Origin of the sequence: Rhodococcus koreensis, assembly GCF_900105905.1 — a bacterium.
In the GTDB taxonomy this organism is placed as follows: Bacteria; Actinomycetota; Actinomycetes; order Mycobacteriales; family Mycobacteriaceae; genus Rhodococcus_F; species Rhodococcus_F koreensis.
The window spans coordinates 2,075,450-2,090,093 of record NZ_FNSV01000005.1; the positions used below are offsets into that span (position 1 = coordinate 2,075,450).

Sequence of the window (14,644 nt, forward strand, 5' to 3'; positions counted from 1 at the left end):
ATGAGCTTCCACCTGCCGCTGGCGGTCGTCGCGACGGCCCTCCGGCCGTTCTACCGCCTCAGCCTCAACGCACGGCTTCCGTACTCGGTGCAGCGGACCCTTCTCGACGTGGGTGCTCCACTGCAGCAGGTGCCCGCCGGTGCCGTCGTCCGCCCGACCGTCCTGGCCGGGAGGCCCGCGGAGCGGATCACGGTGGGAGCCACCGAACGCCGGACCGCTGTCCTCTACCTGCACGGCGGTGCGTACACGATCGGTTCGCTCGCCACCCACCGATCGCTGGCCGCCCACATCGCCCGGGAATCCGGCAGCGTCGTCTACACCCTCGACTACCGGCTGGCCCCGGAACATCCGTTCCCGGCCGGGCTCGAGGACGCCGCCGCCGCATACATGGAGCTGAACACCGAACACGGTTACGAGACAGAGCAACTCGCCATCGCGGGCGATTCGGCGGGTGGTGGCCTGACCGTCGCCACGGCACGACGCCTGATCGATCGGCACGGCGTGACTCCCGCGGCGTTGGCGTTGATCTCCCCGTGGGTCGATCCCGGCAGGCGCGACACGTCCCGGGACCGTGATCTCGTCGTCAACACCGCGTGGTCGTTCGACGCCGCCGAGAAGTACCTGGGTAACGGAGACGCGCGGGATCCGGGTTACGCACCGTTGCAGGGAAATCTGGCGGGACTGCCGCCGACGTTGATCCACGTCGGGGTGGACGAGGTGCTTTACCCGCAGATCATGGAGTTCGTCGACAAGCTGAACGAGTCGAAGGTGGACGTCACGCTCACCGAGTACGCCCGGCTGTGGCACGTCGCCCATCTGCAGGCGTCCCTGGTCCGCGAGGCCGCGGACGCGGTCGCGGAACTCGGGGCGTTCCTGGGTTCACAGATGGGCGTCCAGCCACACCCGCGCCACGTCGGCTGAATCGGCACCACCGCGGAACTGGCCGATCATGTCGGCCAGGTCCGCGGTCGTCAGTTCACCCGCCACGACGTTCAGCGCCTTCAGCTGTGCTTCGCTCAGGGTCCCGATCCGGAACAGCGGCACCACGTTCTGCGCGGTGAACACGTGTTCGTCGTCGGACAGCAGCACCAGATCCGTGTCCGCGACGTCGGGCGACGACGTGGTCACACCGGCCACCACGGCTCCGCCCGCCGGTGCAGGGACGGCGAGTTCACCGACCGCGGCGGCGTCGTCGGCCACCCTCGTCGTCTGCGCGAACGTGCACCCGGTGAGGCCGGCGAGAGCATCGGCCTCGAACGCCGGGGCGAGGACGGCGGTGCTCTTTCCGCACGAGGGAACGAGGTCGTCCAGCGTGGTGAGACCGAGCTGTTCGGATATCTGCGGAGTCACCGCCAGCGCCGACCTGTCCTCGGCGGCGGCGAAGTCGGAGATCGAAAGCCCCTGTGGCAGAGCCTTGCTCAACGCCTCGAACACGTCTTCCTGTTCGGTTTCCGTCGACTCGGGGTCGTAATAGCGCAGCAGCCGGCCCGTGAACTCCGGCACCAGCGTGACGCTTCCGGCATCGAGTTGCCCGAGATAGGCGGTCCGGTCACCGAGGCCGTCGTCGGTGGTGACCGGCGCGCCCGTCGAACGCAGGGCACCCGCATAGATTTCGGCGAGGATGCGGCTCTCCGCACCGTCGCCCGCACCCACCACGATCTGGCCCTGCCCCTGTCCCGCGGCACCGTCGAGGGTTCTGTCGCCACCGGCGCAGCCCGACGCCAGCCCCGCAGCGAGGAGCAGCGCGGACGCGGCGGTCAGCACCCGGGACCACGCCGCCGGGCGGTGCCCGCGGCGGGCCGATTCGTCTGTGCGTGTGTGTGCCACGTCGCGCCTTTCGTTTACCTCGAGCCGGCCGAAAACCGTGCTCTGTCCGCCCCTATCGTTACACTGGCCAACCGATGGCGCGGACACGCGTCCACCGGCTTTCCGTCGGCAGGTCCGGCGCCGGTGACAACGGGAAGGACGCTCATGCGCACCTCACGAATTCTGTCGGGCTTCACCCGCCGCTCCGTGGGCAGTATCGCTCTCGCGACGGTCGCCGTCGTGTCGCTCGCGGCGTGCGGTGGCGGCGGATCCGACCCCCTATCCGGCGGCGGCGAAGGCTCCGGTGACGACCCGAACGCGATCATCGTGGGATCGGCGAACTTCCCCGAATCCGAGACGGTGGCGAACATCTACACCGAGGTGCTCCGCGCCAACGGGTTCGACGTGACGACGAAGTTCAACATCGGCTCCCGTGAGGCCTACATTCCCGCACTGAAGGACGGGTCGATCGACGTCATCCCCGATTACACGGGCAACCTCCTGCAGTATCTCGACCCGGATTCCACCGCCACGAGCGCCGCCGACGTCGACGCGGCGCTGCCTGCCGCGCTGGGGCCGGAACTGACGATCACCACCCCGGCCCCCGCGGAGGACAAGGACGCCGTCGTCGTCACGAAGGAGACGGCGCAGCGCTGGAACCTCACCTCCATCGCGGATCTGGCGGCACACTCGAACGAGGTGAAGTTCGGCGCACCGGCCGAATTCCAGGAACGTCCCGGTGGCCTGCCCGGCCTGAAGGCCAAGTACGGCCTCGACATCACGCCCGACAACTTCGTCCCGATCGCCGACGGCGGCGGTCCGGCCACGGTGGACGCTCTCGCGTCGGGACAGATCACGGCCGCCGACATCTTCACCACGTCTCCGGCGATCGCAGAGAACGGTTTCGTGGTGCTCGCGGACCCACTGAACAACTTCGCGGCGCAGAACGTCGTCCCGGTGTTGCGCACCACCAAGTCCTCCGACAAGCTGACCCGCGCCCTCGACGCTCTGTCCGCGAAGCTGACCACCGAAGAGCTTGTCTCGCTCAACAATTCCGTCTCGGGTGATGCGAAGACCGAGCCGGCGGCGGCCGCGAAGCAGTGGGTGACGGACCAGGGGCTCGACAAGCCGGTCTCGTGAGGAGGCTGCCGTGATCACATTCTCGGGAGTCACCAAGCAGTACCCGGACGGCACGACGGCGGTCGACGGCCTCGACCTGCAGATCGAGGCCGAATCGTTCACTGTCTTCGTGGGGCCGTCCGGCTGCGGCAAGACCACGTCGATGCGGATGATCAACCGGATGATCACCCCAACCACTGGGACCATCACGGTCGACGGCCGCGACATAGCCCGGACCGACGCGGTGAAGCTTCGCCTCGGCATCGGCTACGTGATCCAGAGCGCGGGACTGTTGCCGCACCGCACGGTGGTCGACAACGTCGCGACCGTGCCGGTGCTGCGCGGCGACTCGAGGCGCAACGCCCGCAAGGCCGCGTTGGCGGTGCTCGAACGCGTCGGACTCGACCCGGCGCTGGCCTCCCGCTATCCCGGCCAGCTCTCCGGCGGCCAGCAACAACGCGTCGGGGTCGCCCGGGCGCTGGCCGCCGATCCGCCGATCCTGCTGATGGACGAACCGTTCAGCGCCGTCGATCCCGTTGTCCGCGAAGATCTGCAGGCCGAGATGCAGCGGCTGCAGGCCGACATGCGCAAGACGATCGTGTTCGTCACCCACGACATCGACGAGGCCGTCAAACTCGGTGATCGGGTGGCGGTCTTCGGGCCGGGCGGCCGGTTGCAGCAGTACGACGCACCCGACACGGTGCTGTCGGCGCCCGCCACCGATTTCGTCGCCTCGTTCGTGGGTCGTGACCGCGGGTACCGGGGGCTGTCGTTCCGGACGGCAGATCAGGTTCCGCTGCACACCCTGCGGACGGCGACCGAGAACGAATTGCCCGGGCTGCGCCTCGAACAGGGTGAATGGGTCCTCGTCGTCACCGACGCGGGCGTGCCGCGGGGGTGGATCGACGTCACCGGCGTCGAGGGGGCGCGGGCCGGTCGGCCCGTCTCCGAATGCACTGCGGCGGGCGGATCGCTCTTCACCCCCGGTGCCGACCTGCGGCAGGCACTGGACGCGGCGATCTCCTCGCCGTCGGGCATCGGGGTGGCCATCGACGCGGACGGTGCGGTCTCGGGCGGCATCCTCGGCTCCGAAGTGATCGCGAAGCTGGCCGAGCAGCGGGCGGCGGAGGACCGCGCGCGGGGTGAGCACTATTTCACCGCCCAGCAGGCGACCCCGGACGGGCCGTGATCGCGTGCGCTGGCTCATCGACAACTTCTCGGTCGTCGTCGACCTGACGAAGACCCATCTCTATCTCGCACTGGTTCCGCTGCTGATCGGGTTGCTCATCGCGGTTCCGGTGGGCACGGCGATCCGGGGTGCCTCCTGGCTGCGAAAGATCACGCTGATCGTGGCGGGCATCGCGTTCACGATCCCGTCGCTGGCACTGTTCGTGACGATCCCCTCCGTCTTCGGACTGCAGATCCTGGACCCGCTCAATGTGGTGATCGCGCTGACGATCTACTCCACGGCACTGCTCATCCGCGCCGTTCCCGAGGCTCTCGACTCCGTTCCCGCGGACGTCGTCGACTCCGCCACCGCGATGGGTTTCACGCGCCTCCGCCGGGCGCTGACCGTCGAATTGCCGCTCGCACTGCCCGTTCTCATTGCGAACGTCCGAGTGGTGGCGGTGACCAACATCTCGCTGGTGTCGGTGGGTTCGCTGATCGGGATCGGCGGCCTCGGCACCCTGTTCACGCAGGGCTACCAGCGGGACTACCCCGATCAGATCCTGGCGGGGATCATCTCGATCGTCGTGCTGGCCCTCGCGTTCGACCTGCTGCTGTTCCTCGTCGGCCGGGCACTGACACCGTGGACCCGGCAGCAGAGGGTCCGGCGCGCACCGCTGGTCGCGGGACAGTCGACGGCCCCCGCGCCGGAGGAGGCTTCGTGAACATCTTCGGCGGCGCGTGGGAGTACATCGTCGACCCGGGTAACTGGTCGGGCAGCACCGGAATCGGCGCCCGCATCCTCGAACACCTCTGGTACAGCTTTCTGGCGGTCACACTGTCCGCGGTGGTGGCGGTGCCGATCGGTCTGATCATCGGACATCTGCGCAAGGGTGACGTGGTCGTGGTCGGTCTCGTCAACGCACTTCGGTCGCTGCCGACGCTGGGCCTGCTGACGTTCCTGGTGCTCCTGCTCGGGCTGGGTCTGATCCCACCGATCCTGGCCCTGGTGATCCTCGGGATCCCGCCGGTCCTCGCGGGCACGTATGCGGGTGTCGCGAATGTCGACCGGACGGTCGTGGACGCCGCCCGCGCGATGGGGATGACCGAATGGCAGGTCCTCACGAGGGTCGAGGCCCCGAATGCGCTGCCGCTCATGCTCGGCGGGCTGCGCAACGCCACCCTGCAGATCATCGCGACCGCAACGGTGGCCGCGTACGTCAACCTCGGCGGCCTGGGCCGCTACATCTTCGACGGACTGGCCCTGCGCCAATACGACCGGGTGCTCGTCGGCGCGCTGCTGGTGACGATTCTGGCTCTCGTCGTGGACGGGTTGCTCGCGCTGGCGGTGTGGGCGTCCGTTCCGGGAACCGGCCGCCTGCGACGGAATCCGAGCGCCGAACAGATCGCCGAGCGCGCGTCGTAACGAGTTCTCCCACAACGGCAAACACCCCGACACCGGAACCGTGGGTGCGGGTTCCGGATCGGGGTGCTCGACGGATTCTCGCTAGCCGGTGACGCCTTCTGCGCGAGCAGCGGCGGCGACTGCCTCCGCGACAGCGGGGGCGACGCGAGGATCGAGCGGGCTGGGAACGATCTTGTCTACAGCCAGCTCGTCACCGACGACCGAGAGGATTGCCTCGGCGGCGGCGAGTTTCATGCCTTCGGTGATCCGCCGGGCGCCGGCGTCGAGCGCGCCCTTGAACACACCGGGGAAGGCGAGCACATTGTTGATCTGGTTCGGGAAATCACTGCGACCGGTCGCGACGATCGCCGCGTGCTTGCGGGCGACGTCGGGGTGGATCTCCGGGTCCGGGTTCGACAGCGCGAACACGATGGAGTTCTCCGCCATCGTCGCGATGAGCTCTTCCGGGACGGTGCCCGCGGAGACACCGAGGAACACGTCCGCGCCGTCGAGGGCTTCGACGACGCCGCCGCGGCGGGCGGCCGGGTTGGTGCGGGCGGCCAGGTCGACCTTGATCTCGTTGAGGTCGGTGCGGTCGGCCGAGACGATGCCCTTCGAGTCCAGGACCGTCACGTCCGCGATGCCGGCGGCGAGCAGGATGTTCGCGCAGGCGACGCCGGCGGCGCCGGCACCGGAGATGACGACCCGGAGGTCGTGGAGGTCGCGGTCCTGGACCTTGACCGCGCCCTTGAGGGCGGCGAGGACGACGATGGCGGTGCCGTGCTGGTCGTCGTGCATGACCGGGCAGTCCAGGGCCTCGATGACGCGCTGTTCGATTTCGAAGCAGCGGGGCGCGGAGATGTCCTCGAGGTTGACGGCACCGAAGCTCGGGCGCAGCCGGATCAGGGTCTCGACGATCTCGTCGGGGTCCTTGGTGTCGAGGACCAGCGGGATCGAGTTCAGGCCCGCGAAGTTCTTGAACAGCGCGGACTTGCCTTCCATCACGGGAAGGGAGGCGCGAGGGCCGATGTCCCCGAGGCCGAGGACCGCGGAGCCGTCACTGACGACGACCACGAGGCGGTTGGTCCAGGTGTAGCGGTCGGCCAGGGTCTCGTCGGCGGCGATCGCGCGGGAGACCTGCGCGACACCGGGCGTGTAAGCGATGGACAGGGCGCGCTGGGAATCGAGGGGAGCGGTGGTCTCGACCGAGAGCTTGCCGCCGAGATGGCCGGCGAAGATCTCCTCGTCGGTCAGTTCGACCTTCTGCGGTGTGGTGGGTTCGGACACGATGGACACGATGACACTCCTGATAAGTCCAGGCTCACTCGGGGCCGGGTTACTGAGAAGTAACCGTAGGGATCGGCGCTGATCCTCACAGTTACTCCACGAACGACAACTGGGGTGAAGCTTCCGGGGTGCGCGATCACGATGGCCGCAGAACGTCCGAAGCGTCATGGCACTGGGCGGGTGAGCCCCTGGCAACGCTGCCATAAAAACCCCCGCCGAAGGGCGGTGGCGCCGACGTCGGAGTGGTGCTAAGTCTGGCACGAATATCGATGCACAATCAAATTGCCACGACAGTCAGATGTCTCACGTTTTCGGGCCTCTACCTGTGAGAATAAGTTACCGGCGGGTCACTGTGAGGGCCGGTTTCAGATATCGGGCCGAGCGTTCCTCAACCCCACCACTGGGTGGCCAGCAGAAGTGCCGCCGCGGCGAGGACGGCCACGGACGCGACCACGGCGGCGAACCCGTCGCGGCGGTCCGCAATCCGCTGCGCGACGATCACGAACACGGACGCGACCACGTGCGCGGTGATCGAGACCGCCCCGGGGCCCGGGAAGCCCCGGCCTCCGCCGACGTAGGCGGAGCCGATCACGACGAGGCAGAGGATCACCACACCGGCGGCGACGGCCCCGCTGAGGGCGCGCAGCGCGCGGACCGGAAGCGGGTTGCGTCGCGGTTCGGTGGCCGCCACCGCCCTCGGGACGGCGGGAGCGTACGGGTCGTATCGCTCGGACTCGTGCGTGTTCATGCCGAGACCACCTGCACCCCGGATGCTTTCGACACGAGGGTGTCGAACTCGTCGGCGTCCGTTGTGAACTCGCCGAGCCGGATCGCTTTGTTCGTCCCGTGGTAGTCGGAGGAGCCGGTGACGACCAGACCGAGCTCGTCGGCGAGGGCCTGCAGCACCCGCGCGTCTTCCGGCGAATGGTCGGGGTGATGCACCTCGAGCCCGTGCAGACCGGCACCCGCCAGGTCACGGACGTGATCGAGCGACAGCAGCCGCCCCCTCGTGCGGGCCCTCCCGTGGGCGAGGACGCTCACTCCCCCGGCCTCCGCCACCAGTTGCACGGCCTCGTCGAGCGGGGTGTCCGATTTGTCGACGAAGTACCGGCCGCGCGGGGCCAGCAGGTCCACGAACGCCTCACCGACGCTGCCGACCACGCCGGCACGCATCAGAGCCCTCGCCAGGTGCGGGCGCCCGGCCGCCGGTCCCGCTTCCGCGAGCACCTCGTCGGCGTCGATGGGGAGACCGTCCTCCATCATCAGCTCGGCCATGGCGCGGATCCGGACGATCCGCTCGTTCCGCAGGCGTTCTCGTTCCCGCGCGAACGCCGCGTGCGCGGGATCGAACAGGTAGGCGAGGAGGTGCACGGCGACCGGGCGTCCGTCCTCACCCCGCCCCTCGCAGGACATCTCCATGCCCCGCACCAGCCCGAGCCCCGCAGGCAGCGCCGCGACCGCTTCGGCCCACCCCGCGGTCGTGTCGTGATCGGTGATCGCCACGATGTCGAGTCCCGCCGCCCCCGCGGCGCGCACCAGGTCCGCCGGGCTGTCGGTTCCGTCGGAGGCCGTCGAATGGGTGTGGAGATCGATGAGCACCAGACCAGTCTGTCAGGTGTCGCCGCACGGGGTCCGAGCGTGCGGCCCGGAAGCCTGGCGTGTCGTGCGACGCCGCCCGGCCCGGACCCGGTGCTGACGTACGATTCACCGGCAGCGTTTCCGACTCGACGGTGAAGGAGGGCCCCGTGCCGTCTGTGCCCTCGCTCCCCCGGCGCGGCAGCGACAAGGATCAGCGCGACGGCGAGAAGGACCCAGGTTCCAGGATCCGCATCCCGACCGCGCGGGCCATCGTGGACTGCGGGGTGTACGTCGACGGCACGAGGCTTCCCGGCAAGTACACCCACCAGGCTGCGATGGCCGAGGTTCGCAAGCGGGGTCAGGGGTTCGTGTGGCTCGGGCTGCTCGCTCCCGACGAGGGCCAGATGGAGAGCGTGTCCGAGACGTTCGGGCTGCACGAGCTGATGGTCGAGGACGCCGTCCACGCCCACCAGCGACCGAAGCTCGAACGCTACGACGACGTGCTGTTCCTGGTGCTGCGGACCGTCAACTACGTGCCACACGAGTCGGTGGCCACTGCCAGTGAGATCGTCGAGACCGGCGAGATCATGGTCTTCGTAGGAGCCGACTTCGTCATCACCGTGCGGCACGGTGACCATTCCCCGCTGTCGAACGTCCGGCACGCGCTGGAGGCGAACGGGGAGCGGCTCGCCCTCGGCCCGTACGCGGTGCTGCACGCGGTCGCGGACCACGTGGTGGACACGTACCTCGAGGTCACCCAGGCCATCGAGGAAGACGTCGACAGCATGGAGGAGGCGGTGTTCAGTCCGCGCAGCAGCGTTGCGGTCGAACACATCTACCTGCTCAAGCGTGAGATCGTCGAACTCCGCAAGTCGGTGAACCCGCTGTCGAATCCGTTGCTCCGGCTGACGCGGTCACCGGGCAATCCGGTGCCGAAGGAGATCCGCCGCTACTTCCGCGACGTCCTCGACCACCACACCACCGTCGCCGAGCGGATCGCCGAATACGACGAGGTGCTCAGCTCACTCGTCGATGCCGCCCTGGCGAAGGTCGCCGTGCAGCAGAACACCGACATGCGCAAGATCTCGGCGTGGGTGGCGATCGCGGCCGTGCCGACGATGATCGCGGGCATCTACGGCATGAACTTCGACAACATGCCCGAACTCCACTGGCAGTACGGCTATCACGGCGTGGTGTTCGTGATCGCGTCGGTGGCGGTGGGCCTGTTCGTCACGTTCCGCCGGAACAACTGGCTCTAGAGCGACGCGGCGCCGCGGTGCGGATCGCGCACGTCGATGCCCGCCTCCGCCCACGCCTCACGCAGGGCGCCGGCGCCGCGCAACCGGACCCACGCCGCCTCGGTGCCGGTGAGCGGAACGACCGCGAGGAACCGCACGGCCTCCGCGGGTTCGGGCAGCGGCAGGTCGGGGATCGTCGACTCACCGAGCAGCACGGCGGTGAACGGCGCGTCCTTCCACAGCGGCTCTCCCAGGTCGAGCAGCGCGTCCTCCACGAGAACGACACCTTCCACCGACGGCGCCGCCGCCAGCACCGCCAGGGTGCGCGCGACTCCCGACGCCACCCCGGCGCCGCCGCGCAGGGTGAGGATCAGTTCGGCGCGGGGGCCGCGGAGAGCGTCGGCCACCAGTTCGCCGGGGTCACTCATCGGGTGCCGGGAGCATCCCAGGGTCACGTATCGGACCAGATCCTCGTCGTCGGGTGCGAACCGCAGCACGTCCAGCGGTTCGACGCCCAGGAACGTCACCGATGCCGCTGTCGGCTCCGGTCCCCCGATCTGCCCCAGCAGGTGCGCGCGAACGGAGGCCACAACGCTGTCAGTCACCCCGCCATCAAACCACCGAACCCGCTCACCCGTCCTCCGGCCTCTCGAGCCGGTAGCGTCGGAGCATGGTCTCGGTACTCGCAGTGTCCGACGAGACGATCGAGTCGCTGTGGAGTTCGCAGGTGCGCGCCATGGACGTCGACCTGATCCTCGGTGCGGGCGACCTCCCGTTCGACTATCTGGAATACCTGATCGACGCCCTCGACGCGCCGTGTGTCTTCGTGCCGGGCAACCACGACGCCGACCTGTCCGGCTATTCCGCGGGACGGGTCGGGTGGATGCGGGCGGGACTGCCCTCGGCGTGGCCGGGCCCGTGCGGTGCGGTCAACGCGGACGGCCGGATCGTGCGGATCGCGGGCCTGCGCATCGCCGGCCTCGGCGGATCCATCCGCTACAACGACGGCCCCAATCAGTGGACCGAGCGGCAGCAGCGGCGGCGGGCGCGCAACCTGGCGCTGACGAGCGCGTGGCACGCGCGCCGCTCCGGGGTGTCCGGCGTCGACGTGCTGCTCACGCACAGCCCGCCGCGGGGAGTCGGCGACCAGGAGGATCCGCCGCACCGGGGTTTCGAATGCTTCGAGAACCTGGCGGGCAGGTTGCAGGCCCGCGTCATGATCCACGGGCACGTCCACCCGTATGGCCGGGCGGCCGAGGACCGCACGCTCGGCGCGACGACGGTCATCAACACGGTGGGATTCACCCTGATGGAGTTGTCGCCGGGCGCCGAACCGAGCATCGTCAGGCGCCGGCATGGCACGTGACACCGGGTTCCCCGCCGCCGACGCCGAGAACGACTTCACCCGCCAGCGTCGTCGCGCCGAATTGTCGCGCCTGGTCAGCTGGCTGCGCCGCGAACCGGACGACGTCAACGAGATCCTGCCGTTCGACGAGGTGGTCGCGGCCGTCGGCCGGGTCGGGGAACGGTCGCTCGGCCTGCAGGTGATCCCCGTCAACTCCATCGTCGGCAGCGTCGACCGCACGCGCGACTTCGACCGGTTCTTCCGGCCCACGTCCACCCGGGTGCGCGAGCGCTGGCAGCGGCTGGCGGCCGCGCAGCGCCGGGGCGAATCGGTGCCACCGATCCAGGTGTACCGGATCGGGTCGATGCACTTCGTCAGCGACGGCCACCACCGCGTCTCCATCGCGTACGCGATGCATTGGAGCACGATCGACGCCTACGTCACCGAGATCCAGACGAAGATCTCCCCGGACGGAATCGCGCAGCGCGGCGACCTGGTCATCAAGGACCACCGCCGGCTGTTCCTCACGCGGGTGCCGTTGAGCGGGCCACAGCGGGCGGCCGTGGTCGTCACCGATCCGTGGGAGTACGCCGAGATCAGCCAGAGCGTCGAGGCCTGGGGGTTCCGGCTCATGCAGGAGATGGGCGAATTCCTCAGCCGTGAGACCGTGGCCCGGCGCTGGTTCGGTGAGGAGTACCTGCCGGTGGTGCGGATGCTGCGGGCGGCCGGGATGCTGCCCGACCACACCGACGCCGAGGCCTACCTGTGGGTGGCACGCGAGCGGTACCGCCTCGTGCGCCGGCATGTCTGGAACGACGAGATCATCGCCGAGCTCAGCCACCTCGCACCGCGGAGGCACAAACCGGCTAGCTCATCAACTACCCGGTCCTGAAGGACGCGGGTTTGCTGCTCACGTTCTCACTGGCTGTGAGAGGGGTGGCTGCTTTAGGCACGGTTGATTGGGCGGCCCGGTAGTTGGTGTGTCCGAGTGCGGCAATGTTGGCGGCGGCGTTATGGTCGGCGTGGCCGGTCCATCCGCAGCCGCGGCACCGGAAGAGTGCTTGACTGTGCCTGTTCGCGGTGTCGCAGTGGTGGCACGTCTTGCGGGTATTGCGAGGGTTGATCACCTGCACCGGCACTCCTGCGGCGTGCGCCTTATAGGTGATCTGGTCGCGCAGTTGCGCGTATGCCCAGGAGTGCAATTGTTGCCGTTGTCTGCGTGCGAGCCGTACCCGGTCCCGGATTCCCGACAGGTCTTCTACCGCGATTCCTTGACCGGTGCGTTGCGCCTGGGCAACAATCGTTTTCGAGAGTTGATGATTGATGTCGGTGGCGTACCGAGTCTCCTTCCTCCGCCGTTTCTTCAGTGTCCGTTTCGCGGACCTGGTCCCCACCTTTTGCAGCGCGGACCGGATGGTTCCGTTCTTTTTCCGGCGGGCGGTGACCGCACCACCGGACCACCGGACGTCGAGTTCGGCCGGGTCGTCTGCGGTGGTCACAGCCAGGTTCACGATCCCCAAGTCCACACCCAGCCACCCGGTGGGGTCGTCGGCGGGGACCAGCTGCTGCGGTGCGTCGGTGTCGACGGTTGCATGCAGGTAGAAACATCCGTCCCGGAAAATCAGATCCGACTCGCCTGTGCGGTCGGCGAGCATTGTCCGCTGCCACGGCGCGCACACGAATCCGACGTTGCGCATCCGGCCCGCGCTCGTCCAGATCGACACCGTCGATCGATCGATCTGCCACGACAAGCACCGATCGTCGAACGGTTGGCCCGCGTCCTGACGGAACACGATCGCCTTACCCGCCACCTTCGCATACCGTGTCGATCCCGGCGTGCCGTAATTCCCGTTACGCAGGTTCGCTGTCCGGGTCGCGTACGCATCCGCCGACTTTCTTGATGACCCGGATCGCCGGTTGCGCCGACAACCCGCACGCCTTGAGCTGGGCATAGACCCGCTTTTGCAGCGCGAACGGGCGCCGATCAGCGGCGGTGTGCGCGAGCTGCGCAACCATGTTCGCCCCCGCATTGCACAACTCCAGTGTCGATTTCAGCGCCACATACTGCTCCGGGGTGGGAGCCAGCTTCACGACAACGATCCGCTTCACACCCTGCGCCTTTCCGTTCACCGACCCGATGCGAGCAGATCATGGCAGAGGTGTGTGACAAGTTCGGCGCACGTTGACCGAGTTCAACGGAGAAACCGACCACGTCCACCTAGTGATCCACTACCCACCTACCGTGCAACTCTCCACCCTGGTCAACAGCCTCAAGGGCGTCTCCGCTCGATACCTGCGCCAAGAGTTCCCCGACCACATCCAGAAATACCTGTGGGGCAATCACTTCTGGTCACCGTCCTACTTCGCCGCCTCCGCCGGCGGAGCCCCACTCGCCATCGTCGCCGAGTACATCACCAACCAACAACGACCCGAACCCACACCAGAAAGCGACCCCGCTACCCGCCATCGCGCACTACAGAATCAGCTTCCTCCCAGCCCTGAAGGGCCACGCTTCCTCTGATTAATCCGGTGAACCGCACGGCGCGTTCGGTCGCCTCGGGGTGAGCGAACTTCAGCAGTCGCCTGCCCTCCGCCTCGATCGCGGTGCGGTGCGTCTTCGCGATCGTCGCCAGCGGCTCCACGTCGAGTACCGCACGGGACTTCTCGACCACCGTCGTGGTGAACGCCGCGACCCTGCCGTTCACGAGCACGGCCGGTTTGACGATGCCGTTCTGCGTGAAGATCTTCTTCCGCACGTCGTCGTCGACGAGGCGCCCGCGGTCCGCGTGCGAGAGCAGCACGTTGTCGAACGGCGCGAGGATGCGGACAGGCGCAGGGGTGTTCGGGTCCGGCCGGGGCGCGTCGGGAAGGTCGAACAGTTCCGGCCCCGACTCCCCCGCGAACACCCGGAGCCCGGGCCGCAGCCGGTCCAGGACCTCGCCGAGCCGGGTCAGCCCCGACCAGGCCTGGGCGTCCCGCGCGCTCGCCGGGCCGAACGCGGCGAGGTAGCGAAGGAGCATCGTGTCGATGGACGGCGCGGCGGAGAGCGGGCGACCCACCCACGACTCCAGCGTCGCCAGCGCCGGCTGCCCCGACCTGCCCCACAGCCCGCGCGGCGGCACCTGGACCATCGGGACCAGTCCCCGCACCCCGTGGGCGAGCGCGGCACCGTCACGCCCGGGGAACCGCTGCTCGAGCAGCGACCGCATCTGCGACTGGGTGCGGGGTTTCTCGCGCACCAGTTCGCGTCCCGCGGCCGCGAGCGCGTCGAGGTCGATTCCGTCGAGACTCGACCGGTGCTGCGTGTTCGTGTAAAGGTCCCGGTCGAGCAGCGGTTGCGCCAGCGGACGGAACGAGAGGGCGTCGGGCGCGGACAACGCGAACACCGTCCCGCGCATCGCGACGATCCGCACCACCGCGCGGTTCTCGACGAGATCCGACAGCGACTCGGCGCGAAACCGCCTGAGCCGCGCCCACAGCGCGAAGTACGGCGGGGCCGGCGCCTGCGCCTGCAGTCCGCAGAGGTGCTCGATCATGTCGAGCGGGGACAGTTCCGAACGGCTCAGCAGCGATTGCCTGGCCAGCGTCGCCCGGCCCAGCGCTCGATTCGACATGCGTTCAGACCCCACCGTGCACCCCTTCGTTAGTTAGCCCCAGTACCGTATTGGTGTACGCCCGTTCACCGACCCCTGCAGGAGG

14 protein-coding genes and 2 pseudogenes are annotated in these 14,644 nt (G+C 68.6%); 9 read left to right on the forward strand and 7 right to left on the reverse strand.

The window, feature by feature from the left end; translation table 11 throughout:
• Positions 1-921 carry an alpha/beta hydrolase gene (locus BLV94_RS14350; RefSeq protein ID WP_072948313.1) on the forward strand — a complete coding sequence of 307 codons (921 nt, stop codon included), beginning with the start codon at positions 1-3 and terminating at the stop codon, positions 919-921.
• On the opposite strand, the gene BLV94_RS14355 is transcribed toward BLV94_RS14350, so the two are convergent.
• Positions 880-1,827, reverse strand: coding sequence for an ABC transporter substrate-binding protein (locus BLV94_RS14355; RefSeq protein WP_072948311.1), 948 nt, complete (start codon positions 1,825-1,827; stop codon positions 880-882). The two genes, BLV94_RS14350 and BLV94_RS14355, sit on opposite strands and share 42 nt — an antisense overlap.
• 144 nt (positions 1,828-1,971) lie before the next feature.
• Between BLV94_RS14355 and BLV94_RS14360 the strand changes: the two genes are divergently transcribed.
• Genes BLV94_RS14360 through BLV94_RS14375 form a run of 4 tightly spaced genes read left to right on the forward strand, consistent with a single transcriptional unit; the run spans position 1,972 to position 5,518 of the window.
• Positions 1,972-2,946 carry an ABC transporter substrate-binding protein gene (locus tag BLV94_RS14360; protein WP_072948309.1) on the forward strand — a complete coding sequence of 325 codons (975 nt, stop codon included), beginning with the start codon at positions 1,972-1,974 and terminating at the stop codon, positions 2,944-2,946.
• A gap of 10 nt (positions 2,947-2,956) precedes the next feature.
• On the forward strand, positions 2,957-4,114 hold the full coding sequence (locus BLV94_RS14365; protein ID WP_072948307.1) for an ABC transporter ATP-binding protein: 1,158 nt from the start codon (positions 2,957-2,959) through the stop codon (positions 4,112-4,114).
• A 4-nt stretch (positions 4,115-4,118) separates the two neighbouring features.
• Positions 4,119-4,817, forward strand: coding sequence for an ABC transporter permease (locus BLV94_RS14370; protein WP_072948304.1), 699 nt, complete (start codon positions 4,119-4,121; stop codon positions 4,815-4,817).
• Positions 4,814-5,518: an ABC transporter permease gene (locus tag BLV94_RS14375; RefSeq protein ID WP_072948302.1), complete on the forward strand. Its 705-nt coding sequence runs from the start codon at positions 4,814-4,816 to the stop codon at positions 5,516-5,518. The genes BLV94_RS14370 and BLV94_RS14375 overlap by 4 nt, the downstream gene beginning before the upstream one ends.
• An 81-nt stretch (positions 5,519-5,599) precedes the next feature.
• Here the strand turns inward: BLV94_RS14375 and BLV94_RS14380 are convergent, their stop codons facing one another.
• From BLV94_RS14380 to BLV94_RS14390, 3 genes are all read right to left on the reverse strand, one after another.
• Positions 5,600-6,793: an NAD(P)-dependent malic enzyme gene (locus BLV94_RS14380; RefSeq protein ID WP_072948300.1), complete on the reverse strand. Its 1,194-nt coding sequence runs from the start codon at positions 6,791-6,793 to the stop codon at positions 5,600-5,602.
• Between the two features lie 379 nt (positions 6,794-7,172).
• Positions 7,173-7,532 carry a hypothetical protein gene (locus tag BLV94_RS14385; RefSeq protein ID WP_072948298.1) on the reverse strand — a complete coding sequence of 120 codons (360 nt, stop codon included), beginning with the start codon at positions 7,530-7,532 and terminating at the stop codon, positions 7,173-7,175.
• Complete coding sequence (locus tag BLV94_RS14390; protein ID WP_072948295.1) at positions 7,529-8,383, reverse strand: PHP domain-containing protein; 855 nt, start codon at positions 8,381-8,383, stop codon at positions 7,529-7,531. The genes BLV94_RS14385 and BLV94_RS14390 overlap by 4 nt, the downstream gene beginning before the upstream one ends.
• A gap of 146 nt (positions 8,384-8,529) precedes the next feature.
• On the opposite strand from BLV94_RS14390, the gene corA reads away from it, so the two are divergent.
• A complete protein-coding gene (gene corA, locus BLV94_RS14395; RefSeq protein WP_072948399.1) occupies positions 8,530-9,621 on the forward strand; it encodes a magnesium/cobalt transporter CorA in 1,092 nt (363 codons plus the stop codon).
• Here corA and BLV94_RS14400 read toward each other — a convergent pair.
• Positions 9,618-10,205 (reverse strand): suppressor of fused domain protein, encoded by a 588-nt coding sequence (locus BLV94_RS14400; protein WP_174705563.1) that lies wholly within the window; start codon positions 10,203-10,205, stop codon positions 9,618-9,620. The two genes, corA and BLV94_RS14400, sit on opposite strands and share 4 nt — an antisense overlap.
• A gap of 65 nt (positions 10,206-10,270) precedes the next feature.
• Between BLV94_RS14400 and BLV94_RS14405 the strand changes: the two genes are divergently transcribed.
• Both BLV94_RS14405 and BLV94_RS14410 read left to right on the forward strand, forming a co-directional pair.
• Positions 10,271-10,966, forward strand: a complete 696-nt coding sequence (locus tag BLV94_RS14405; protein ID WP_015889788.1) for a metallophosphoesterase family protein — start codon at positions 10,271-10,273, stop codon at positions 10,964-10,966.
• Entirely contained in the window at positions 10,956-11,837 is an 882-nt protein-coding gene (locus BLV94_RS14410) for a chromosome partitioning protein ParB (RefSeq protein WP_072948291.1), read from the forward strand. The genes BLV94_RS14405 and BLV94_RS14410 overlap by 11 nt, the downstream gene beginning before the upstream one ends.
• On the opposite strand, the pseudogene BLV94_RS14415 reads toward BLV94_RS14410, so the two are convergent.
• Positions 11,824-13,054, reverse strand: a pseudogene (locus BLV94_RS14415) (RNA-guided endonuclease InsQ/TnpB family protein). The gene BLV94_RS14410 and the pseudogene BLV94_RS14415 overlap by 14 nt on opposite strands.
• A gap of 23 nt (positions 13,055-13,077) precedes the next feature.
• Between BLV94_RS14415 and tnpA the strand changes: the two are divergent.
• Positions 13,078-13,385 (forward strand): annotated as a pseudogene (gene tnpA / locus BLV94_RS14420) (IS200/IS605 family transposase); the annotation flags it as partial.
• Between the two features lie 16 nt (positions 13,386-13,401).
• Here the strand turns inward: tnpA and BLV94_RS14425 are convergent.
• Positions 13,402-14,559 carry a winged helix DNA-binding domain-containing protein gene (locus BLV94_RS14425; protein ID WP_244163597.1) on the reverse strand — a complete coding sequence of 386 codons (1,158 nt, stop codon included), beginning with the start codon at positions 14,557-14,559 and terminating at the stop codon, positions 13,402-13,404.
• Between the last annotated feature and the right edge of the window lie 85 nt (positions 14,560-14,644).

Excerpts from the sequence above, each read along its gene's own strand:
- BLV94_RS14350 (WP_072948313.1), top strand. The coding sequence starts at position 1 with ATGAGCTTCCACCTGCCGCTGGCGGTCGTCGCGACGGCCCTCCGGCCG.
- BLV94_RS14360 (WP_072948309.1), top strand. The coding sequence starts at position 1,972 with ATGCGCACCTCACGAATTCTGTCGGGCTTCACCCGCCGCTCCGTGGGC.
- BLV94_RS14385 (WP_072948298.1), bottom strand. The coding sequence starts at position 7,532 with ATGAACACGCACGAGTCCGAGCGATACGACCCGTACGCTCCCGCCGTC.
- BLV94_RS14405 (WP_015889788.1), top strand. The coding sequence starts at position 10,271 with ATGGTCTCGGTACTCGCAGTGTCCGACGAGACGATCGAGTCGCTGTGG.
- BLV94_RS14410 (WP_072948291.1), top strand. The coding sequence starts at position 10,956 with ATGGCACGTGACACCGGGTTCCCCGCCGCCGACGCCGAGAACGACTTC.
- BLV94_RS14425 (WP_244163597.1), bottom strand. The coding sequence starts at position 14,559 with ATGTCGAATCGAGCGCTGGGCCGGGCGACGCTGGCCAGGCAATCGCTG.